This is a genomic window from Sorangium sp. So ce590 (genome assembly GCF_051521365.1).
Lineage (GTDB): Bacteria > Myxococcota_A > Polyangia > Polyangiales > Polyangiaceae > Sorangium.
Genome location: NZ_CP150346.1, coordinates 10,252,409 through 10,274,609 on the forward strand (window position 1 = coordinate 10,252,409; position 22,201 = coordinate 10,274,609).

15 protein-coding genes are annotated in these 22,201 nt (G+C 71.2%); 9 read left to right on the top strand and 6 right to left on the bottom strand.

The features are described 5' to 3' along the window. Positions 1-24 precede the first annotated feature (24 nt). Both WMF28_RS38865 and WMF28_RS38870 read left to right on the top strand, forming a co-directional pair. Complete coding sequence (locus WMF28_RS38865; protein ID WP_437598686.1) at positions 25-5,247, top strand: DNRLRE domain-containing protein; 5,223 nt, start codon at positions 25-27, stop codon at positions 5,245-5,247. Positions 5,248-5,302: 55 nt separating this feature from the next. After that, positions 5,303-6,985 (top strand): VWA domain-containing protein, encoded by a 1,683-nt coding sequence (locus WMF28_RS38870; RefSeq protein ID WP_437598687.1) that lies wholly within the window; start codon positions 5,303-5,305, stop codon positions 6,983-6,985. A gap of 98 nt (positions 6,986-7,083) precedes the next feature. On the opposite strand, the gene WMF28_RS38875 is transcribed toward WMF28_RS38870, so the two are convergent. The 3 genes from WMF28_RS38875 to metG form a co-directional block, all read right to left on the bottom strand. Next, entirely contained in the window at positions 7,084-8,079 is a 996-nt protein-coding gene (locus tag WMF28_RS38875) for an AraC family transcriptional regulator ligand-binding domain-containing protein (RefSeq protein ID WP_437598688.1), read from the bottom strand. Between the two features lie 175 nt (positions 8,080-8,254). Further along, positions 8,255-9,859: a sensor histidine kinase gene (locus WMF28_RS38880; protein ID WP_437598689.1), complete on the bottom strand. Its 1,605-nt coding sequence runs from the start codon at positions 9,857-9,859 to the stop codon at positions 8,255-8,257. Positions 9,860-10,037: 178 nt separating this feature from the next. Next, positions 10,038-12,128, bottom strand: a complete 2,091-nt coding sequence (gene metG / locus WMF28_RS38885) for a methionine--tRNA ligase (RefSeq protein WP_437598690.1) — start codon at positions 12,126-12,128, stop codon at positions 10,038-10,040. 171 nt (positions 12,129-12,299) lie between these two features. On the opposite strand from metG, the gene WMF28_RS38890 reads away from it, so the two are divergent. The 3 genes from WMF28_RS38890 (at position 12,300) to WMF28_RS38900 (ending at position 15,389) form a co-directional block, all read left to right on the top strand. Then, a complete protein-coding gene (locus WMF28_RS38890; protein ID WP_437598691.1) occupies positions 12,300-12,914 on the top strand; it encodes a Dps family protein in 615 nt (204 codons plus the stop codon). Positions 12,915-13,086: 172 nt separating this feature from the next. Continuing rightward, a complete protein-coding gene (locus WMF28_RS38895) occupies positions 13,087-14,376 on the top strand; it encodes a phytoene desaturase family protein (RefSeq protein WP_437598692.1) in 1,290 nt (429 codons plus the stop codon). A 20-nt stretch (positions 14,377-14,396) separates the two neighbouring features. Beyond that, positions 14,397-15,389 carry a sigma-70 family RNA polymerase sigma factor gene (locus WMF28_RS38900; protein ID WP_437598693.1) on the top strand — a complete coding sequence of 331 codons (993 nt, stop codon included), beginning with the start codon at positions 14,397-14,399 and terminating at the stop codon, positions 15,387-15,389. Between the two features lie 156 nt (positions 15,390-15,545). Here WMF28_RS38900 and WMF28_RS38905 read toward each other — a convergent pair whose 3' ends face one another. Continuing rightward, on the bottom strand, positions 15,546-15,887 hold the full coding sequence (locus WMF28_RS38905; RefSeq protein ID WP_437598694.1) for a polyhydroxyalkanoic acid system family protein: 342 nt from the start codon (positions 15,885-15,887) through the stop codon (positions 15,546-15,548). A gap of 538 nt (positions 15,888-16,425) precedes the next feature. Here WMF28_RS38905 and rseP point away from each other — a divergent pair. Together rseP and WMF28_RS38915 are read left to right on the top strand one after the other, a co-directional pair. Beyond that, on the top strand, positions 16,426-18,096 hold the full coding sequence (gene rseP / locus WMF28_RS38910; RefSeq protein ID WP_437598695.1) for an RIP metalloprotease RseP: 1,671 nt from the start codon (positions 16,426-16,428) through the stop codon (positions 18,094-18,096). Next, the gene (locus WMF28_RS38915) at positions 18,089-19,630 is read left to right on the top strand and encodes an RsmB/NOP family class I SAM-dependent RNA methyltransferase (protein WP_437598696.1); all 1,542 of its coding nucleotides are present in this window, start codon (positions 18,089-18,091) and stop codon (positions 19,628-19,630) included. The genes rseP and WMF28_RS38915 overlap by 8 nt, the downstream gene beginning before the upstream one ends. A gap of 268 nt (positions 19,631-19,898) precedes the next feature. On the opposite strand, the gene WMF28_RS38920 is transcribed toward WMF28_RS38915, so the two are convergent. After that, positions 19,899-20,225, bottom strand: coding sequence for a DUF6968 family protein (locus WMF28_RS38920; protein ID WP_437598697.1), 327 nt, complete (start codon positions 20,223-20,225; stop codon positions 19,899-19,901). A 474-nt stretch (positions 20,226-20,699) separates the two neighbouring features. Further along, a complete protein-coding gene (locus WMF28_RS38925) occupies positions 20,700-20,963 on the bottom strand; it encodes a hypothetical protein (RefSeq protein ID WP_437598698.1) in 264 nt (87 codons plus the stop codon). A gap of 175 nt (positions 20,964-21,138) precedes the next feature. Between WMF28_RS38925 and WMF28_RS38930 the strand changes: the two genes are divergently transcribed. After that, positions 21,139-21,435, top strand: coding sequence for a hypothetical protein (locus tag WMF28_RS38930; RefSeq protein ID WP_437598699.1), 297 nt, complete (start codon positions 21,139-21,141; stop codon positions 21,433-21,435). Positions 21,436-21,506: 71 nt separating this feature from the next. Further along, positions 21,507-22,097 (top strand): Uma2 family endonuclease, encoded by a 591-nt coding sequence (locus WMF28_RS38935; RefSeq protein ID WP_437598700.1) that lies wholly within the window; start codon positions 21,507-21,509, stop codon positions 22,095-22,097. Positions 22,098-22,201: the final 104 nt, after the last annotated feature.

The following is a 22,201-nucleotide window of genomic DNA, read 5'->3' on the forward strand; positions in this document are numbered from 1 at the left end:
TGCGACCCGAACCAGCTCGGCAAGATGCCGGAGAGCCCCAACCCGAAGGGCGCCGACCTGCAGAACATCACGACGAACTTCCACGTCCTGCAGTCGATGCAGCTCCTCTCGTCGATCGTCAACAAGACGTCCGAGGCGATCAACAAGTTCGAGACGGAGACGATCGAGGACGCGGACAAGGGCAATTGCATCTGCACCCAGCGCGTGGCCGCCGAGTGCCTGGACGTCATCCAGCAGGACAAGACGACCTACGAGGAGTGCTCCGACTTCTGCGACCCGGTCACGACGCCGGCGAACGACTGCAGCACCGGGGTGCTCGTCTGGCTCGCCAACGACATCCAGCAGAGCGAAGCGGGCAAGGCCAAATGGGCCCTCAGCACGATCAAGTGGCTCGACAAGATCGCCGGCGAGATCGCCGACGGGCGCTTCGCGGATTTCCTGGAGCAGTTCGGCGGCGAGCTCTCGAACGCCACGGAGCTGCTCGCGAAGATCCAGTGTTACATCGACCTGTACACCGAGGGATACCACCTCGGCAGCTACTCCGAGCAGCGGCCTGATCTGCACATGTGCATCCCCTGGGCCGGGCACGGCGCGTACGCCACGCTGGCCGAGAGCGGCAACGGCAAGTGGGGCATCGGCGGCCGCTACACGTCGCACAACCTGAGCAAGGAGCGACGCGCCCAGATGCGCACCGGCGGCTTCGCCGTCACGGCGTTCGGTGAGACGCTGAGCATCCTCCCGGGGATGGAGTTCGACATGCAGCTCGACGGCTACAAGTGGTTCAACCGCGAAGCCCCCCTCGGCATCGCGGCCTTCGGCCACTCGGGCGGCGGGGGCTTGAGCCTCTCCGCCGCCAAGAAGAACGGGGTCTTCTACCTCGCGGACGAGGATCAGACCGAATCGCTCGACACCGACCACGACGGCCGGGTGTCTCCGCAGGAGTTCCTCATCGGGACCTACATGCCGTTCTCCTACACGGCGGACTACACGCCGAGCGGCGCTCCGAGCCCGGCCACCTGGCCCAGGGACGCGGCGGAGCCGGTCGAGGGCTGGGAGGGGCGCTCCGCCGCCGTCATGGCCGCTGCGCTCAACCTGGATCTGCAGATGAAGCCGATCGAGAAGGAGCTGACGAAGATCCCGCTCCCCCCGGTCCCCGGCGCGTTCCTCATCCCGTATTTCCGGCTCGGCGCCGGGGTCAAGTGGTACGACGAGGCCTATTTCATGCGCAAGCGCCTGCAGGAGGCGCTCAACAAGCACACGAACCACAAGATCGAGAACGTCGATTTCGATCGCAACATGCACCCGTTCCAGGCGCCGGACGTGACGGCCGAGGCGGGGACGGAGGTCTCGGTGCGCCCGGAGATCGGCGCGAAGCTCTTCCTCGGTGTGCCGCTCGGCAAGCGGCTGAAGGTCGGCGTGGAGGCGAGCATCGGCTTCTCCGTGGATCTCAAGCCGAGCGGCTCCGGCGGCGTGGTCGACCTCAACACCGCGCTCGAGCAGGCGCTGGTGAACAGCAACCCCGACGAGGACCTCGAGTGCAAGCCGGTCTTCAACTACAAAGATCAGACCTACTGCTCGAACCGGCTCGTCGAGGAGTCCGGGCTCAACCTCGGCTGCTCCCCGCTCGACACGAACAACTCCTGCTGCATCTCCTTCGTCGCGGGCGGCCGCGCCTGCATCGACGACTGGACGGGCATCACCCAGGCGCTGTGCGACCCGGGCGAGCTCTCGTACGAGCTGTTCTCGACCTTCCTGAAGGAGAAGACGGCCAAGCAGCTCAAGAGCGCCTTCCAGCAAGGCTTCACCGCCCAGTGGAACGCGAACAAGACCTGTGACGAGTGCAACAGCGACGGCACCTGCACGACGAACGTGCGCAGCGACGATCTCCGCGACATCTCGGGCTGCCAGAAGCACGGCGTCTGCTGCCTCCCCGTGACGTCGTCGCCCTTCGGCCAGGCCGGGCTGCGCAGCCTCGTGAACGGCACGTACACGCAGGCCCGCTTCCTCCAGGCCGGCGACCTGGCCCACGATCCGGCCACGCGCCTGCTCTACGTCGCGGACCGGACGGCCGTTCGCCGCATCGACCTGGCGAGCGGCGCGGTGACGACGATCGCGGGATCGAGCGCCTCGGGCTCCACCGACGGCGTGGGCACCGCCGCGCGGTTCAACACGATCTCGGGCATCACGCTCCATAACGGCGCGCTGTACATCGCGGATCGCGGCGGCCGCACGGTCCGCAAGCTCACGCTGAGCAGCGGCCAGGTCACGACGGTGGTCGACCGCGCGGTGCTCGGCACGCCGCGCGACGTGGCCGTGGACGGAGGCGGCCTGTACGTCACCGACAGCGGGGCCCGCACGCTGATCCGCATCGATCTGGCGACGAGCGCCGCCACCGTCGTCGCCGGCCAGCCCTCGTCGTCCGGAAACGTCGACGGCGTGGGATCGGCCGCCCGGTTCGCCGAGCCGGCCGGCATCGTCGCCGACGGGCGCGGCAACCTGTACATCGCCGACGCGTTCAACCACGCGCTGCGCCGGTTCGAGATCGCGACCGCGACGGTCACCACCGTGGCCGGCAACGGCACCGCGGGCTCCGCGGACGGCGTGGGGACGGCCGCTCGGCTCACCTCCCCGCAGGCGCTCGCGACCGACGGCTCCGGCAGCGTGTTCATCGGCGAAGGCAACAGGCCCGGCCGCATCCGGCGCTTCGATCCGGCGCTCGGCGCCACCGCCACGATCGCCGGCTCGCCTGGCACCGTGTGGCTGGACGGGCTGGCCGAGGACGCCATCTTCGAGCTGCCCGGGGGCGTCGCCGTGCTGCCCTCCGGCGACATCTACGTGAGCGACACGCTGCCGTCGACGGTCCGCAAGATCGCCAGCGACTGCGACGCGTCCGTCCCGGGAGCCGTCGAGTACGACCTCACGGAGGCCGAGTGCCCCGGCACCTTCGGCGCGTACCGCTGCGTGACCGAGACCCGGAGCGATGTCGTCGAGTGGCGGGGCCCCGGGTGCCATCCGCTCCACGCCGGCTTCCAGTCCGCGTGCGGCTGCGCGTCGGACGCCGACTGCGGGAGCGGCGAGACCTGCGACACGGTGAAGAAGCTGTGCGCCGTCGGCGGCACGCCGGTCGAGTGCCTGTGCAGCGCGAACCCGAACCCGACCTGCGCGAGCGAGCCAGGCCGCACGTGCGTCGAGGGGGCGTGCACCCGCCGCTGCAACTACAACGCTGCCACCGCGGACACCGCCTGCGGCTACGGTCAGGTCTGCACGCCCGACGGCGCGTGCGCGCCGCAGGCCGGCGCCCAGTACGCCGAGCAGGTGATCTGGGGGATGAAGAACCAGGAGGCGCCCGCCCACGCGATCGCCACCTACGGCATGAGCGAGATCGAGCTGATCGCCGCGCTCAACGCCGGCATCCACGTCGGCCTCGAGGTGAAGCTGTTCAAGAAGCCGAAGAAGTTCACGCTCTGGGACTGGCGCCGCTCCTGGGACATCGGCTCGGTCGAGAAGGCCTGGTTCCAGCCCGGGCTCGAGGCCACGTACCAGTGGGACAGCACGTCGCTCGGCCAGGTGACGAACTACCAGCCGGACGAGGTGACCCGCTATGCGACGGTCACGTCGGAGACAGGCGACTTCCTCTCGTGGTGCAAGGACGAGCTGCCGCTCTACCCCGAGGACCCGCTGCCCCCCACCACGGACGCCGTCACGGGCAGCGTGCAGGAGGTCATCGACTTCGGCTTCAACCTGGGAGAGCAGGTGTCCACGATGGAGAACCTCTGCATCGACGGTCGGCCCATGATGGAGTGGCTGCAGGACCAGGACGCGCTCGCCGAGGCGTTCGTGACCGGGACCTGCTCCTACGTCGGACTGGTGAGCGGCCTGCGCGGCAACCTCAATTTCCCGTGCCAGGAGGCGCACCTGTACCTGCTCATGCACTGGGGCTGCCTCGACACGCAGCGCTCCGCCATCTCCAACCAGCTGCGGCTGGGCGCCTTCAGCGGCGCGATCATCAACAACCCGACGCCCACGTTCGACCCGGCGGCGCTGCTGTACAACACGAGCGACGGATTCGAGGCGTCGAACCTCGTGCACCGGAGCGCCCTCGCCGAGGCGTGGCTCGCCGAGGTGGAGGCCTGCTTCGACGACCACTCCGAGGACACCGTGCCTTGCACGTGCATCGACGACGCGGATTGCACGACGGGACCGGGGCAGACCTGCGTGAGCGGGACGTGCCAGGGCCCCGAGGACGACGTCATCCAGTGCTCCGTCGTGAAGAACGCGGGCGTGACCGTCGAGCGCTGCTGCGGCGACGGCGTGCAGCAGGCGTCCGAGCAGTGCGACGACGGCAATGCGCAGAACGGCGACGGCTGCTCGTCGAGCTGCAAGCCGGAGACGAAGGGCGCGTGCTGCCGGTCCCTGGCCTGCACCGATCTCGGCACGGGCGGCATCAATTCCAGCGCGAGCTGCCGCGAGGCCGGCGGCTACTTCGTGAGCGGTCACAGCTGCGCCGAGATCGACGCCTGCGGGGCCGAGCCCATCGGCTCCTGCACAGAGCCCGACGGGACGTGTCACACGCCGACCTACGAGGCGCAGTGCGACGCGGTGAGCGGCGTGTTCGTCGTCGGCGGCCACTGCGAGAACGAGCCGGAGCGGGTGACGCTGCAGCCCGGCAGCGCCGGCATCGACGCGACAATCACCAGCCTGGGCGCGGGCGTCGGGACCAACAACGGGAGCTCCCCGAACATGACGGCGGGGGTGTGGACCGCCGGCGGTACCAGTTACGTGAACCGGAGCCTGTTCCGCTTCGATCTGTCGACCATCCCGGCGGGCTCCACGATCGAGCGGGCGCGCCTCAGCCTCTACGCCGATCCCGACGCGCGCATCTACGGCCAGGGCACCGCGAACGGCCTGCTCCCGGGGCACTCGACGTATGGCGGCTCCAACGCCTTCCTGCTCCAGCGCGTCACCTCGGCGTGGCAGGAGAACACCGTGACCTGGGCCAACCAGCCCACGGCCACGTCGCTTCACCAAGTGCTCCTGCCGCAGAGCACGTCGAACGGTCAGGATTACGCGGGCGTGGACGTGACCGAGCTCGTGCGGGACATGCTGAGCGCGCCCGCGAGCAACCACGGCTTCCTGATGCGTCTCGAGAGTGAGGTGGTGAACTACCGGGAGGTCTCGTTCATGTCGAGCGACAACGCGAACGCCGCGCGGCTCCCCAAGCTCGATGTGGTGTTCCGGAGACCCTGATCGCCGGCGCGCTCAACCTTTGGTTTTGATCAAGATTGCAGAAGGATTGGAGACCATGAGAACGTCATTCAGAATCTTCGCGGCCGTCGCCGGCGGCCTCCTCACGAGCGTGGCGGGGGTGTCCACGGCGCGGGCGCAGGTCGCCCCGCTCGACACAAACCATGTGCTGGTCATCGACCGGTCCGGCAGCATGTCCGGCGACCGCATCGAGCTCGCGAAGAAGGCGGCCAAGATCTACTGGAACACGCTCGTATCGAGCAACGTGCCCGCGTCGCAGTCGTTCACCGAGCTGCTCGGCGTGGCGAGCTACGCCGACACCTCGTCCATCACGTACCCCATGACGGCGCTCCCGGCGTCCGGCCTGGAGTCCGCGGTCGACGCGCTCGTCGCGAGCGGGGTGACCTCGATCGGGTCCGGCCTGGAGGAGGCGCTCGGCATGCTGGTCGCCGAGAGCCCGACAAAGAGCGCGCGCGAGTGCGTCATCCTGCTGTCCGACGGGCAGCACAACACGCCGCCGGCCCCGAGCGACTTCTACACGGCCTATTACAGCCGCGTGGACGAGGTCCACTCGATCGCGCTCGGGTCGGGGGCGGACGAGTCGATGATGAGCGACATCGCGGCCAACTACGGGTTCTCGCCCGGGGTCTACCTGCGCGCCGACAGCGACACCGCGATCGACCAGCTGGAGCTGATCGGCGCGTTCAACCGCATGGCGAACGATTGCCGTGACGGCGGCATGATCGATCAGGTGCTGACGCAGGTCCCGCCGCAGTCGACGTCGTGCGCAGACACGCTGGTCTCGGCGGCTCAGATCGTGGATTTCACGATGATCTTCGTCGGCGCGGCCGCGCCGGACGTGTACTTGCAGCCCCCGCAGGGGCACCCGACGCCCGTGATCACCGAGACGAACTTCGCCACGTCGGGCTCCGACATGACCTTCTTCTCGGCCGAGAGCTTCAAGCGCTTCTCCCTGAACCTGACCGAGTCCTACGAGGAGGGGTTCTGGCAGTTCTGCGCGGTCAACAGCTCGGATCAGCCCCTCTACCTCTACTCCGCGGTGTCGACCCTGGCCGATCCGATCACGCTCGACGTCACGGCGAGCACGCTGAACGTCGGGGCGGCGCCGCTCATCGTGGAGGCCGAGGTGAGCCACCTGGGCAGCCCGCTGGTGGGCGCCGCGCTCAGAGCGGAGATCACCGGTCCGAGCGGCGCGGTCACGATCCTGTCGCTCCATGACGACGGCTCCGCCGTGCACGGCGACACGACGCACCAGGACGGCGTTTACTCGATGAAGGTCGACCAGTTCACCGAGACGGGGAGCCACGACGTCACGGTGTTCGCGGACTACGTCGGCAGCGCCACCGTGCCGATGTTCACGCGGCAGCACACGTTCGGCTTCTACAAGGACCCCACGCCGTCCACGCCCGTCTGCCAGAGCCTCGGGGCGATGAGCACGGCGATCGTCACCTCGATCAACGGGTCAGCGTGCTTCCAGATCGATCGGGCGAGCCTCCCGACCACCTGGACGCCGGCGACCCTGACGCTGCAGATGAGCCCGGCGGACGGCGTCCCGCTGAACGGCGTCAGCGTGTCGGCCAACGGCGGAGCGCCCCAGAACGCCCCGGCGAACAGCTGGTCCGCGCTGACCACGATCCCGTTCCCGGGCACCGCGAACGACGTTGTCTATCAGGTGAACACGACGGGCAACAGGCAGCTTCAGATTCAATGGTATCCGTGACGCTGCGCGGCGGCCTCGGCGCGCCGCGCCTTCGATCGATCATGTCCCGCGCGCGGGCGTAGAGTCCCTTTCTCTCAGGACCGCCGGTGCGCTCCGGCTCACCGGCGGCGCAGCGCGCGGGACACCGAGCGCGCGCTCGCATAGCCGAGCCCGGCGGCGAGCGTGCGTCTCGTGGGGTTGGACGAGGCTAGATAGTGGTTCGCGAGCTCGGTTCGTACTTCCATCAAGAGAGCGCGATGCGACGTGCCCTGCTCTCGCAAGAGCCGCTGGACGGTCCGCGAGCTCACGCCGAGGTGCTCGGCGACACGATCGATGTTCGGGTTGCCCGCGGCGACGCAGATCTGGAGGGCCAGTCGGACGTCGTTCACGAAGCTCGACGGAGCGGCGGCCGCCGCCGGCGTCTCGCCGACCTTGCTGTTCGCCCGGAGCCGTGCCTCCGCGCAGTCCTCGAGGACCTCACAGAGGCGCGGCTCGGCGGAATGGAAGGGCAGCTGCAGGAGCTCCCGATCGAAGACCAGCTCGTCGCAGGGGGCATCGAACTCGACCCGCGCGTCGAAGATCCGCTCGTACTCGCCGCCGACGCGCTCGCGGCCGTGCCGGAAGCGCACGGCCAGCGGGCGGATGTGCTCACCGGAGAACGTCCGCGCCCGGAGCACCATCAAGCTGGAGAGGAGATCCGCGACGGCAGGCACGCCGTCCGGCGAGAAATGGCGGAAATGCGCGCGGCGACCGGTCACCTGCAGGCCCAGGACGCCCGCATTGGCGAGCAGCGGCGCAAAGCGGATGAAGCGGTCCAGCGCTTCGCCGAAGCTGCTGCTGCTCCGTGTCAGATAATCCAAGAGGTCGAGCGAGCCGACGTCGAGCTGCTCCGCGGCGTGCAGCCCGATCAGCGGATCGCCGCTCACCTCCTCGGCGGAGGACCAGATCTGCCGCGCCGCGCGGAGCGAGATCGGCAGCCCGCGCTGGCGGAGCGCCCCCGGCGGGAGCCCGGAGTTTCGCAGGACCGCGTCGATCGGTAGACCGAGCTTGGGCGCTGCCGAGAGAAGGAGCAGGACGAAGTCAGAGAACGCGGACGGAGCTAGCGCCTTGACCAAGATTCCTCACGAGCACAAATAATTCGAGGGTAATCGCCGAGACGGTCGGGAGCAACCCGGATCCTGGCGCGCCGTGCGGCCCCGGCGAGTCCCCCTCGCCGCCGGGGGCCGGGCAAGCCCGGTCAGACCTCTCTCTCGCGCAACCCGGGACGAGCCCGAGCGGCGCGGCCCCACCTCACCCCGCCGCCTCCGCCGCCCTCTCAGGCCACCGCGCCTCGAAGCGCGCGCCGCCTCCGCCTCCCTGGGCGACGCGCTCGTGGCGCAGCGTGCCCCCGTGCCGCTCCAGCCAGCGCGCCGCGACGGCCAGGCCGAGCCCCGTGCCCGGGTGCCTCGCGTCTCGCCCCCGCCCCGTCACGAACGGCTGGAACAGCATCGCCTCGATCTCGGCCGGCACCCCCGGGCCGTTGTCCTCCACGCGCACGACCACGAAGCCGCCCTCGCCGCGCGTGACGACCGCCCGGATCCGCCCCTCGGCGCTCCCTTCGAGCGCGATGGCCGCGTTCTGCAGCAGCGCCGTCGCGACGTCGAGGAAGGCCCCGCGGTCGGCCTCGACGAAGATCGGCCCGCCCGTCTCGGGCGCGATCTCGATCGGCGGCGCGCCCTCGCCGACGATCTGCCGGACGTGGCTCGCCGCGAGCCGCAGCGTGGAGAGCGCGTCGACCTCGCTCACCTCGAGCGGCCGCGGGCGGCTGTAGCGGAGCAGATCGTCGAGGAACCGCTTGGCCCGGTCGACCTGGCCGCGCAGCGAGGCCACGGTCTCGGGCTTCGCGCCCTGCCGCTCGAGCAGCTTCGTCTGGGCGGCGATGACCCCGAGCGGATTGCGGATCTCGTGCGCCACCGCGCTCGCGAGCCGGCCGAGCTCGGCGAGCCGCTCGGCCTGGTCGGCGCGCACCTCGACGCGCTCGATCTCCTCGGCGAGATCGCGGACGCCGATCGGCCTCTTGAACATCCGGCGCCCGAGGTGCTCCACGACGAGCAAGCGCAGCGGGTCGGACGGGAGCGCGACGAGGAAGGTGACGAAGACGAGCCAGGCGAGCGACGCGCCGCCGCCGGGCGCGAGCGCGGGCAGGATCTTGAAGAAGACGACGAGCCCGAGCGACGAGAGGAACGCCGTGAGGCCGGCGTAGGCGAGCGCCTGCGCGAAGACGCGGCGGGAGCGCCCGAGCTCGCCGATGAGCACCGCGTAGGCCACGAGCAGGATGGCGAGGAGGAGGACCGGCGCGCCGAGGAGCACGTCCCCGAGCCCATGCACACGCAGCACCACGAGGAAGCCGCCCCCGAGCGTCGCGAGCACGCTGCCGAAGAAGAGCGCGGCGATGCGCCGCTGCTGGAGCCCCCGGGCCGCGAGCGCCGCGCGCCCGAGCCGGACGCCGACCGCGACCGCGGCGAGGCCCATGACGACGGCGAGCGGGAGGAACAGCGGGCCCGGCGAGCGGGCGGCAGGGCCGTAGAGCAGGCGCGGGGAGACGGCCCCGAGCAGCGTCACCGCGGCGCTCACGGCGTAGGCCGCGGCGACGGGGCGGCGCGAGGCGCCGGCGACGTCGGCGTAAGCGTGGGCGAGGCCCGCGGCGACGATGATCCCGCTCGGGAGGACGTGCTCGGCGAGGGCGACCGTGCCCTCGGTCTCGAGCAGGATGAGCCCTGTGACCCAGAAGGCGAGGAAGAAGCAGAGGGCGACGAGGCCGCGGCCCACGTTGCGCCCGAGGCGCAGCGCGGTGACCGCGACGGTCACGGCCACGGCCCAGAGCGGGTAGTACGCGAGGGCGACAAGGGGTCTCACGGGGGCCTCGGCGATCGGGAGGCCCCGACGATAGCGCCGAACGCCGCGGCCGCGCGACGTATCCACGCCGTGGACAGCGGCGTGCCCACGACCTGGGCACGGCGGCCCGGCGCCGCGCCGGGCGCCCCCTCGGCGGGGCCGTATCGGAGAGGGGCTGTCGCGCCCGCGCCGCCTCGCCTCAGTGCACCCGCATCCCCGGCTTCGCCCCCGAGTCGGGCGAAAGGAGGTGCACCGTCTCGTCCCCCGCCGCCAGCACCATCCCCTCGCTGAGGCCGAACTTCATCTTCCGCGGCGCCAGGTTGGCGCACACGATGACGAGCCTCCCGACCAGGTCCTCCGGCTTGTAGTGCGCCTTGATCCCGGCAAACACCGTTCGCCGCGCCTCTCCGCCGAGCGAGACGGTCAGCTTGAGCAGCTTCTTCGCCTCGGGCACGTGCTCCGCCGCGACGATGCGCGCCACGCGCAGGTCGACCTTGGTGAAGTCGTCGATCGTGCACTCCGGCGCGAGCGGCTCCCTGGCGAGCGCCGCGCCGTCGTCCTCGGCGGCCGCGCCCCCGCCGGCCGCCTGGCCCGCAGCCGGCGTCTCCGCCGCCACGACCGCGGCCGGCGTCCCCGCCCCGCCCGCCGCCGCCTCCTCGGCCGGGCGGCTCTCCGTGATCATCTTCTCCACTGCAGCCGGATCGACCCGCTTCATGAGGTGCTCATACGCGGCCACCGGCGTCCCCACAAGCGGCGTCTTCGCGAGCTCCCACCGGTCCATCGGGCACCCGAGCAGCCGCGCGACGCCGTCGGCGAGCCTCGGCACCACGGGCGCCAGGTAGATCACGATCTGCCGGAACAGGTTGAGCGCCACGGTGCACACGGCCTGCACCTCGGCCGCCTTCTCCGGCTGCTTCGCCAGCGCCCACGGCTGCATCCGGTCGACATACTCGTTCGCCCGATCCGCCAGCGACACGATGATCCTCGTCGCCCTCGCGTAGTCGAACGCCGCGTACGCCGCCCCGATCGCGTCCGCCTCCGCCGCGGCCGCCGCGAACAGCCCCCCGTCGTCCGGATAGGCCGCCGACAGGCCCGTCTGGGCCACGAAGCGCGATGATCGGCTCGCCAGGTTCACGACCTTGTTCACGAGCTCGGCGTTCACCTTGTTCACGAGCTCTTCCAGGTTCAGGTCGATGTCGTCGACCTTCGAGCTCAGCTTGCTCGCGTAGTAATAACGCAGGTACGCCGGGTCGAGGTGCTTCAGGTACGTCGAGGCCAGCACGAACGTGCCTTTGCTCTTCGACATCTTCTCTCCGTTGACCGTCAGGAACCCGTGCACCTGCACGCGAGACGGCAGCGAGAAGCGCGCGGCCCTGAGCATCGCCGGCCAGAAGAGCGTGTGAAAATAGACGATATCCTTCCCGATGACGTGGACGATCTCGGTCTCCTCGGATCGCCACCAGTCGTCGAACGCCTCGCCTTCCCGGTCGCACCACTCCTTGCTTGCGGCCATGTACCCGATCGGCGCGTCGAACCAGACATACCAGTAGTTCCCTGGCGCGTCGGGGATCTCGAACCCGAAATACGGCGCAGGGCGCGATACGTCCCAGTCGCGCAGGGGCTCCGACAGGAAGTGGCCCGCGAGGTAGTTCGCGATCTCCTTCGGCATCCGCCCCTCGCCCTGCGTCCAGGTCGAGAGGAACGGCCGCTCCGGCTCGATGGCCACCATGAGGTGCTGCGCGCTGCGCACCTCGGGCCGCGCGCCCGTGAGCGCGCTCCTCGGCTCGACGAGATCCGTGGCGGCGTAGGTCGAGCCGCACCGGTCGCAGCTGTCGCCGTACTGGTCCCCGGCCCCGCACTTCGGGCAGGTGCCCTTGACGAAGCGATCCGCCAGGAACATGCCCTCCTTCGGGTCGAAGAGCTGCGTGACGTCCTTCGTGGTCACCATGCCGCGCTCGCGCAGCGACGCCCAGATCTGCTCGCACAGCGCCCGGTTCGCGGGCGAGTTCGTGCTGCCGTAATGGTCGAACCGGATCTGGAACGCCGCGAAATCACGCTGGTGCGCCGCGCTCATGCCGGCGATGACGTCGGCCTCGCTCCGCCCCTCCTGCCTCGCGCGGATCATGATGGCCGTGCCGTGGGTGTCGTCGGCGCACAGGTAGATGCACCTCCGCCCGATCATGCGCCAGTAGCGCGCGAGGATGTCGGTCTGCGTGTACTCGACGAGGTGGCCGATATGGATGTGCCCGTTGGCGTAGGGGAGCGCGCTGGTGAGCAGGAGCCGTTTCATGCTGCGCTCGACTTTGCACGAGATCCCGGCCGGATGCGAGCGGCCGATGCGGCGCGGCGCGCCGGCGCCTGGCCGAGCCGCCCCGCGCGGAGGCGACTCCGGGCCTCCACCCTTGGACGGAGCGGGCAACCGCCTTAGATACCCGATGAACCGAGCGACGTGGAGGGGACCATGACATCGAAGCGCCAGCAGCAGCAACAACGTGGCAAGCGCGGAGAAACGCGGGCGCTGGAGGCCCAGCCCCTCCTGCGCCAGCGGAGCAGAGAGATCCAGCCTTTCGGGACGATCGTGGAGTATCCGCTATCGCTCGACGCGAAGAAGCGCGCGGCGAGCGTCAAGATGCTCAATCAGATCCTGGCCGACACCCTCGTCCTCCGCGATCTCTACAAGAAGCACCACTGGCAGGTGTCCGGGCCGACCTTCTACCCGCTGCACCTGCTCTTCGACAAGCATTTCAAGGAGCAGACCGCGCTCATCGACCTGCTCGGCGAGCGCGTGCAGACCCTGGGCGGCATCGCCGTCGCCATGGCGCACGACGTCGCGGAGATGACGAAGGTCGAGCGGCCGCCCCGCGGCCGCGAGCAGGTGCCCGCCCAGCTGTCGCGCCTCCTCGACGCGCACGAGAGGATCCTCGCGGAGACGCGCGAGGCGGTGAAGCTCACGACCGAGAACCGCGACGACGGCACCGCCGACCTGCTCATGAGCGACGTCCTCCGCACGAACGAGATGCACGTGTGGTTCCTGTCCGAGCACCTCGTCGACACGCCCCTCGTCCGCGCCACCTGAGCCCCGGCCCGCCCTCGCCCGCGCCACACAGGCAACCGGCCAGACCGCTCGCGCGGGCCCGCCGCCGACCCCCTCCACCCGCCGACGCCTCCGGCCCTCCCTCGAAATCGACAGGGCGCGCGTAACCTTTCCGGGCCCCCGATCGTGGTACCGCCAGGAAAGGGGAATCGTGATGAGAACTACAAAAGACGTGGTGGTGGTCGGCGGCGGGCTCGCGGGCCTCGCGGCGGCGACGTACCTTGGACGGGCGGGTCGGTCCGTCGCCCTCGTCGAGAAGGCGCACGCGCCGGGCGGCCGCGCGGTCACGCAGGAGAGCCACGGCTTCTCGCTGAACCTCGGCGCCCACGCGCTCTACCGCGGCGGCGCGGCGCAGGAGGTGCTCCGCGAGCTCGGGGTCCGGTACACGGGCGCGCCGCCGCCCGCGTCGGGCGCGTTCGCGTTCGACCGCGGCGCCTTCCACACCCTGCCGTCCGGCGCCCTGTCGCTCCTCACGACGGGCCTCTTCGGACTCGCCGCGAAGCTCGAGATGGGCCGCGTCCTCGGCGGCCTCGCCGCGCTGAGCCCCGCGCCGCTCGCGGCGGTCCCTGTCTCGGCCTGGCTCCGCGACGCCTTCCGGACGCCCGAGGTGCGCCGCTTCATCGGCATGCTCGTCCGGCTGACGACCTACTGCGCCGACGCCGATCGCCAGAGCGCCGGCGCCGCGCTCGCCCAGGTGCAGCTCGCCCTGAGCCAGGGCGTGCTCTACCTCGACGGCGGCTGGCAGACGCTCGTCGACGGCCTGCGCGGCGCCGTGGAGGCGGCCGGCGTCGAGATCCTCACCGGCGCGCGGGCGACGCGCGTCGCCGTCGAGGGCGGCGCCGTCTCCTTCGTGGAGCTCGCGAACGGCGACCGCCTCGGCGCCGGCGCCGTCCTGCTCGCCGCGAGCCCGCGCGCCGCCGCCGCGCTCGCGCCCGACGTCCCGGAGCTCGCCGCGCACGCCGAGCGCGCCGTCCCGGTCCGCGCCGCGTGCCTCGACGTCGCGCTGTCCCGGCTGCCTCGCCCGCGCTTCCGCTTCGTGATGGGCATCGACCGCCCCCTCTACCTGTCGCTCCACTCCGGGGTCGCGCGGCTCGCCCCCGAGGGCGGCGCCGTCTTCCACGCCGCCCAGTACGGCCCCGAGCTCGCCGGCGGCGACGCCGAACGCGAGCTCCAGGACCTCCTCGAGCGCGCGCAGCCGGGCTACCGCGACGTGCTCGTCGAGCGCCGCTTCCTGCCCTCGCTCGTCGTCTCCAACGCCGTGGTCGCCGCCGAGGGGGGCGGCTACGCGGGGCGCCCCGGCGTCCGCGTCCCGGAGGTCGACGGGCTCTTTCTCGCGGGCGACTGGGTCGGATCGACGGGCATGCTCGCCGACGCGAGCCTCGGCAGCGCGCGGGACGCCGCCGCGGCCGTGCTCGCGCGCCGGGCGCTCGACCGCGCGGCGTGACGGGGTTACCCGGGCGCTCCATGAGCAGCTCCACGGCCTCCTCCGCCTCCTCGGCCCCCGGCGCGGCGCTCGCCCCTCCCCCGAGCTTCGTCGCCGCGAGCTACCGCGAGCACGAGCGCTTCCTCTGGGCGCTCTCCTACCGGCTCACCGGCAGCGCCGCCGACGCGGACGACATCGTGCAGGAGACGTTCGTCCGCGCGCTGGAGCGCCCGCCCGCGCGCACGGACGAGCCTGTGCGCCCGTGGCTCGCGCGCGTCGCGCTCAACCTCGGCCGCGACGCCCTCCGGCGCCGCAAGCGCTGCGCCTACGACGGCCCGTGGCTCCCCTCGCCGATCGAGGCGGAGCCCGAGCCGCCGTCGTTCGAGATCCCTGGCGAGGACGGCACCGAGGGCCGCTACGATCTCCTCGAGAGCGCGTCCTTCGCCTTCCTGATCGCGCTCGAGGCGCTCACCCCGCGGCAGCGCGCCGTGCTCCTGCTCCGCGACGTCTTCGACTACTCGGTGCAGGAGACCGCCGACGCGCTCGGCCTGTCGGAGGCCAGCGTGAAGACGACGCACCACCGCGCCCGCCGCGCGCTCGAGCCGTACGAGCGCGAGCGCTGCCGCCCCTCGCCCGAGCTCGTCGAGCGGTCGGGCGCGGCGCTCATGCGCTTCCTGCAGGCCCTGGCGACGCAGGACATCCCCGCCGTCGAGGCCCTGCTCAGCGAGGGCGTCCGCGTCCTCAACGACGCGGACGGCGAGTACAAGGCGGCGCGCCGGATCGTCGCCGGCCCGAACCGGGTCGCGCGGCTCTTCATCGGCCTGCTGCGGCACGAGGGCGGCGGGGAGCCCCGTCACGACATCCGCCTCCTCAACGGCCTCCCGGCGCTCGTCCTCGAGCGCCGGGCCGGCGCGGACAGGCTGGCTCCGAGGTACGTCCTCCGCTGCGACGTCGACGCGCGCGGCCGCATCACGGAGATCCACGTCGTGCTCGCCTCGCGCAAGCTGACGGCCGTGAGGGCGCTCACCCCGTGAGCGCGGCGGCGAGAGAGCGCGTCGAGGAGACAGCCCCTGCCGGCCGAGCACTGGAGTGAGTCATATCGCGGGGCGTGCTTCGGCCGGCGAAGTCAAACCTGTCCCCGCAAGGTAGCGCCGGCCCGCGCTCATGTCCACGGCGGAGCAGGCCGCTCGCTAGGCCGTTTTGCCGGCTCCCTGTCCCCGTTCCGCCCGTTCCTTGTGCGCCTCTCCGATGAAGTGGCGAACCTCTTTATCGATGGCGGCGATCGCCACTCCCTTGAAGGGGCGCAGGAGGAACGGCACGTCGAGATCGACGTCCACGGCGCCGGGGCGGAGCTCCATGCTGCCTTTCAGCTTGACCCCCTTCACCGAGAAGCCGAGCTCGGCGCGCTTCTCGTCGCGCCACACGAGGAAGGGCTCGAACTCCGCGTACCGCTCTCGGTATTGCGCGATCGCTCGTTCGGTGGCCACCTTCGCCTCGCCGTCGTTCAGGTCGTGCTCAATCGTGTGCTTCATGATGGGACCTCGCAGTTCGTATGGGGGCACATCGCGAGAATCGGCCAGGAGACCTTCCGCCGCGGGCGTCCGCTCGCAGCTTCGGCGCCCGGCCGATTTCCATCGGTGAGATATCACGGATGCGCCGAGCTCGCGGCCCTCCGGGGCACGCGATGACTCACTTCTGTGCTCTGTGGCATTTCGCCACGAGGCGAAATTGCAGGTGCCTGTGGGCTCGTGCACAGCAGCGGGACGGCGCGCGGGGCGGGTCGTTGCGCTCGCGCATCGGCCACCTCGCCGACGCGAGCCCTGATCGGACGAGCTCCTCGCGGCGCTCGAGGATCGCTTCCGCGCCGAGGAGGAGGCGGCCGAGGTCCAGCTCCGCCGCGCCCGGCACCGGGTCATCCGGGCGCGCGCCCGCGCGAGCGGCGCCGACGGCGGCCAGCCGAGGTCGTCGCTCCCCTGAGCCGGCCCTCCACGCCGGAGCGCGCCCCGCCCCGGTCTGCCTCCAGTGGCCAGTGGTCACCGCGCCCGGCCTCGCGTAAAGACAACCGCCGCCGTGGACCTCCTGTATTTCGCGCTGCTCTGCTCCGTGCTCATTTTCGTGCACGAGCTCGGCCACTTCGTGTGCGCGAAGATCTTCGGTGTGAAGGTCCTCACCTTCTCGATCGGCTTCGGCCCCCGGGTGCTGCGCCTGCGGGGCCGGGAGACGGAGTACTGCATCGCGCTCCTGCCCCTCGGCGGCTTCGTGAAGATGCTCGAGGAGAACCGGCAGGAGGCCGTGCTCCCCGAGGATCGCAAGCGCACCTTCGAGTCCCAGGCGCTCTGGAAGCGCGTGATCATCGTCATGGCCGGCCCGGCGATGAACGTGCTCTTCCCGGTGCTCCTCTACTTCGCCGTCTTCATCGGGGAGACCCGCTTCGTCCCGCCGACGGTCGGCGTGGTCCTGCCGGGGCACCCGGCCGAGGGCCGGCTCCTCCCGGGCGATCGCATCCTCGAGGTGGACGGCGAGCGCGTCAGCACCTTCGCCGAGCTCCACCGCATCGTCACCAAGAGCCCGAACCAGGAGCTCCGGCTCAAGGTGTTCCGCAACAAGGAGCACGTCGAGGTCACGGTCGTCCCGGAGGAGAAGGTCGTCCAGAAGCCGCTCGAGATCGTCGACCGGGTGGGTGAGATCGGCATCAAGCCGAGCCGCCCAGCCGCCGTGGTCGGCGTCTCGCGGCCCGACTCGCCGGCGTTCCGCGCCGGGCTGCGCACGTTCGACGTGGTGACGGAGGTGCGCGGCACGCCCGTGAAGACCTTCGGCGACGTGGAGCGCGCGCTCGAGGACAACCGCGGCGCCACGGTGCCGGTCACGTACCTGCGCCCGGTCCCTGTGTCGCGCGCGCTCGGCGGGCTGGCCGAGCTCGCCGTCTACGAGTCGGGCGTCGCCGCGCTGACCCCGGAGGCCGGCCACGGCGACCTGCTCGCGCGGACCGGCATCGAGCCGGCCGATCTCTACGTCGCCGAGGTGCCCCAGGGCTCGGCCGAGTGGGACGCCGAGCTCCGGCCGGGCGATCGCATCACCGAGGTCGACGGGGTCGAGGTCACCGCCTGGTCGACGTTCGTCGAGCTGCTGTTCGCGGCGCCCGATCGGCCGCACGTCATCACGTGGCAGCGCTCGGGCCAGCGCAAGAGCGGCACCATCGAGCTCCGGCGCGAGGACTGGGTCGACGAGTACGGCCAGCATCGCCCGCGCTTCTACCTGCGCGCGTCGAACTGGTCGCCGATGGTGGCCGAGCCTTATGTCGAGAGCCCGTCCGCGTTCCGGTTCGCCCTGGAGAGCGCCGTCGACGAGACGTACGACGTCATCCGGTTCATCGTGGTCGGGATCGTCCGCATCATGGAGGGCAAGGTCAGCATCTCCACGCTGGGCGGCCCCATCACGGTGTACGACGTCATCGGCGAGGAGGGCGCGAAGGGCGTCAGCTATTTCGTCTGGGCGATGGCGGTCATCTCGATCAACCTGGGGCTCATCAACCTGCTGCCCATTCCCGTGCTCGACGGCGGTCATCTCCTGTTCTTCACGTTCGAGGCCGTGCTGCGGCGCCCGCTGCCGCTGCGCGTCCGCGAGATCGCGAGCCTGGTCGGGCTCGTTGTGCTCATCGGCCTGATGGGCATCGCCTTCAAGAATGACGTCGAGCGCCGCTGGGACGTGATCCAGGGGCAGTTCAAGGAGCTCGTTGACTGACCGGGCAAAAGGGGACGGGCGTGACGGCGGCGGCGCCGCGCAGCGCCCGAGGGAGAGCGCGCCGCGCGCGGTCGCGGCGCGCGTGCTCGCGCGGGTGTGGGCCTCGGACGCGTTCGCCTCGGCGGCCCTCGACGCCGAGCTGCGCCGCGCCCCGGCGCTCGATCCGCGGGACGTGGGCCTCGCGACCGAGCTCGTCTACGGCGTCCTGCGCGCGCAGGTGGCGCTCGAGGCGCGGATCGCCGAGTTCGCCGCGAAGAGCCGCTGGACGACGGATCCGCTGGTGCGCGCGCACGTGCTGATGGGCGCGTACTCGCTGTGCTTCCTCGATCGAGTCCCCCCGTTCGCGGCCGTCTCCGAGGCGGTGGACGGCGCCCAGGCGGCCGGCGGGCCGCGCGTCGGCGCGTTCGCGAACGCCGTGCTGCGCAGGCTCGCCGCGGCGATGGAGGCCGGCGGTCGCCCGCCGCTCGCGGGCGCGGTGGTCGCGTCGGCGCCGGGGTGGCTGCGGGGGGCCCTGCGCCGCTCGCTCGGCCGCGCGGCGGCCGAGGCGTTCCTGTCGGCCGGCCCGGTGCCGCCGCCGACCGGCCTTTGCCTTGCGCCCGGCGAGGACCGCGACGCGTGGCTCGAGGCGCTGCGGGGCGCCGCGCCCGCCGCGTCGTTCGAGGCGGGGCGCGTCTCGCCGGCCGCCATCGTCGCGCGCGGCGCGGGCGATCTCCGGCGGCTCCCCGGCTTCGGCGCGGCGTGGATCGGCCAGGAGGAGGGGGCGCAGGCGCTCGCGCTCGCGCTCGGCGCGCGCCCTGGCGAGCGGGTGCTCGACGCCTGCGCCGGCCGGGGCAACAAGTCGTGGATCCTGTCGCGCGCGGTGCTCCCCGGGGGCGCCGTGGACGCGGCGGACCTGTATCCCGCGAAGCTCTCGCAGCTCCGCGCGACGCTGAGCGCGCCGCCGGCGAGCGCCGAGGGCGCGGAGGGCGCCGGCGCGCAGGTGGGCGATGCGCAGGCCCGCGATGCGCAGCCCAGCGGGGCGCAGGCCCGCGATGCGCAGCCCAGCGGGGCGCAGGCCGGCGCGCCTGGCGGGCTGGAGCGGGCCGCTGCGTTCGTCCGCGAGACCTACGCCGTGGACTGGACGGTGGGCGCGGGCGACGTCCCCGAGGGCTACGACCGGGTGCTCGTCGACGCCCCCTGCTCCGGGGTCGGCACGCTGCGGCGGCGCCCGGAGATCGCGCTCCGGCGCGACGCGGACGACCTTCCGCGCCTCGCGGATCTCCAGGTCGCGATCGCGCGACGCGCCGCGACGCGCGCCCGGGACGGTGGCCGGCTCGTGTTCGCCGTGTGCAGCGTGCTGCGCGAGGAGTGCGAGGCCGTGGCGACGCGGCTCGCGGCCCCGGCGGAGGACGACCTCGGCGTCCGGCTCGAGCCGGCGCCGTTCGACGCGGAGATCGCGCGGGAGCTTTCGGGCGGCGGGGACGCGTTCCGCCTGCTGCCGCACGTGCACGGCACGGACGGGTATTTCGCGGCGATGTTCATCGTGCGGCGGTGACGGCGCGCTCGCGTCCGCCGTCCTTCGGCGTTGCGGACGTCCTTCGCCGCGGTCGCGAGCTCCTTTGCATGCTCGCCGATCTTGCCAGCGAGGAGCTCGAGCGCATGGGTCGCGTGCTCGTCCTCATCATCGAGCGTGGCGTGGTGCGCGTCCTTCGAGGATGTCTTCTTGGTGGCCATCCCGCGCCAGCTAACGAGCGATTGAATGCGATCTCTGCTCCCCACGCGATCGCTACGCCGATTTCGCCGCCGCAAATTTCGGCGCTCTTTCAGGGAGTTGCAGCGGACGTCCCGAACCCGAGGTCATCGTCGCCAAGCCATCTCAACTTGGCTCCGGCGGGGGCAAGCGTGGCGAGGATTGGCGGCACGATCCAGCATGCTGCGAGAAACGCCTGCTGTTCGTCGACACCGTAAGAGTGGCGAGAGTACGGCTCGTCGAATCCACTGATCTCAACCAGCGCACGGAAGTCTCCGCCCGGAAGGGGATCGGGCTCTGGAAGCCCGATGCGAACAACGACGTTGTGTACGTCGTTCGAGCCGGGCAGCGTCATTTCGAGGGTGCGCTTTAGCGCTCTGGTGGCTGCGTGAGTACTCATTGCTCTAGTCCTTACACCTTTTGATGCACTTGATTTCTTCGCAATGCTGCCAACAAGAGCTGCTGGTCGAGCTTGAGCTCGTCACCCACCGACACGAGCCGCACGACTGCGCGCCGGAGCCCCTTCCAACCCCAGAAGCTTCTTCACACCGATCCTTGGCCTCGTCCAGACTCGCGTGCTCGCCCTGGTACCGCGTCGTGCAGCTACCTGCCGCGCCCTGGTTGTTGCAGGCAGCCGAACCGGCCGTCCACGCGACCGTACATTCCACCGTTCGTGAGCACGGATCCCCATCGAAGCCCGTGTGATTTGCGGCTCCAGCGGCACATACCCGAAGCCCCCGACCCCTCCAGTCGGAGTGATGATGCCGCCGCCGGCACCTTCGTTTCCATGACCTCGGACATAGCACTCTCCTACATCGTAATTGCACGCGACGAGACCGAAGCACAGAACAACAAATAGCTTGCTCATCTCGGCTTACCTCGCCGTTCGATCGTAGACCCCTACACCGGCCCCTGGAACGATGCTGAGCATGTTGTGGACTTCGAGCCGGAAGTCCCCCTCGCCGCGCCAGACCCATCCGGCGAAGGGGCTCACCGCGAGCCTGGGTTCGAACCCGACCTGGATCCCGCCCACGCTCACTCCGCCGCTGAACTCGAGTGCGTGCGCCGACGCCGGAACAACGACGAGCGCACAGGCGTAGAGCAGCAGACAGAGCTTGCCGTGGATGCCGATTGACATGACGGAAGCCCTGCCCCAGTCGCGACCCGCGACGTGACGACGCGCATTTTTTCTGGGCGTGGCTTGAGCGTCAAGAGCAACGTCGGCGGGTAGATCGCGATGCGCGTGCATCGATTCGTCCCGGGCGGCGCTGGTGCGCACGGTTGCGCGACGGGAATGGTCGTCCGCCACGTGGTTGACGAACACCCGCCACCAGGAACCGGCCGCGCTACGGCCCGTTGTCTCCCCGCTACGGCCCGTTGTCTCCCCGCGGCAGCCCATTGTCTCCCCGGAGATCATCGCTCCGCCGTGCCCCGGCGCCGCCGCGAGCCTCACGCCGCCGCGTCCCGGTATCGCCTGCATCGCGCCGCCCAATCCGGGCCTCGAGACGGTCGCCTCGGACGCGCGTCCCGAGGTGGACCGCATCTCACCGCCGGACCTGGACGCGCTCGCGCTGGTCCTGGCGATCGCGGTCGTGGCCCTGCGCCGATGAACGCCCCGGCCGGCGCGCCGCCGGGGCCTCACCGCCTTGCCCCGCCGCACGCCTCCGGGCAGGCTCCGGTCATGGGCCAGCCCGCCGAGAAGCAGCGCCGCGCCACGTACGCCGACCTGGAAGCCGTGCCGCCGAACAGGGTGGCGGAGCTCATCCGCGGCACCCTGCACGTGTTCCCGCGGCCGGCGCCGCGGCACTCCAGGGCCGAGAGCGCGCTGCAGGGGGAGCTCTTCGGCCCGTTCGACCGCGGGCGCGGCGGGCCTGGCGGCTGGCTCATCCTGGTCGAACCCGAGCTGCACTTCCCCGACCCCGCGGCGCCTGGCGCGATCGACGCGCTCGTGCCCGACCTCGCCGGCTGGCGCCGCGAACGCATGCCAGAGCTGCCCGAAACGGCCTATTTCTCGCTCGCTCCGGACTGGATCTGCGAGGTCCTGAGCGCATCCACGGAGGGCGTCGACCGCGACGAGAAGATGCCCGTCTATGCGCGTGAGGGGGTGCGGCACGCGTGGCTTGTCGACCCGATCGCGCGGACGCTCGAGGTGCACGTGCTCGGCCAGGATCGTCGCTGGGGGCCCGCGGTGGTCCACCGCGACGCCGCGCGCGTTCGCGCCGAGCCGTTCGATGCCATCGAGCTCGATCTCTCCGTGCTCTGGGCGACGTAGGAGGCCGCCGCGCCGGCGAGGGCGGCGGTGACGCGCCATGCCTCGAGTTCCCGGCCGCGGCGCTTCAGCACATCAGACGTTGCTGTCTCGATGACGCTGTCGCA

What these genes read in the sequence shown, in the direction of transcription:
- WMF28_RS38890 (WP_437598691.1), top strand. Translation starts at nt 12,300, where the DNA reads ATGACATCGAAGCGCCAGCAGCAGCAACAACGTGGCAAGCGCGGAGAA.
- WMF28_RS38935 (WP_437598700.1), top strand. Translation starts at nt 21,507, where the DNA reads ATGGGCCAGCCCGCCGAGAAGCAGCGCCGCGCCACGTACGCCGACCTG.
- WMF28_RS38900 (WP_437598693.1), top strand. Translation starts at nt 14,397, where the DNA reads ATGAGCAGCTCCACGGCCTCCTCCGCCTCCTCGGCCCCCGGCGCGGCG.
- WMF28_RS38920 (WP_437598697.1), bottom strand. Translation starts at nt 20,225, where the DNA reads ATGAGTACTCACGCAGCCACCAGAGCGCTAAAGCGCACCCTCGAAATG.
- metG (WP_437598690.1), bottom strand. Translation starts at nt 12,128, where the DNA reads ATGAAACGGCTCCTGCTCACCAGCGCGCTCCCCTACGCCAACGGGCAC.
- WMF28_RS38865 (WP_437598686.1), top strand. Translation starts at nt 25, where the DNA reads ATGCCGGAGAGCCCCAACCCGAAGGGCGCCGACCTGCAGAACATCACG.
- WMF28_RS38905 (WP_437598694.1), bottom strand. Translation starts at nt 15,887, where the DNA reads ATGAAGCACACGATTGAGCACGACCTGAACGACGGCGAGGCGAAGGTG.
- WMF28_RS38870 (WP_437598687.1), top strand. Translation starts at nt 5,303, where the DNA reads ATGAGAACGTCATTCAGAATCTTCGCGGCCGTCGCCGGCGGCCTCCTC.
- WMF28_RS38895 (WP_437598692.1), top strand. Translation starts at nt 13,087, where the DNA reads ATGAGAACTACAAAAGACGTGGTGGTGGTCGGCGGCGGGCTCGCGGGC.
- WMF28_RS38925 (WP_437598698.1), bottom strand. Translation starts at nt 20,963, where the DNA reads ATGTCAATCGGCATCCACGGCAAGCTCTGTCTGCTGCTCTACGCCTGT.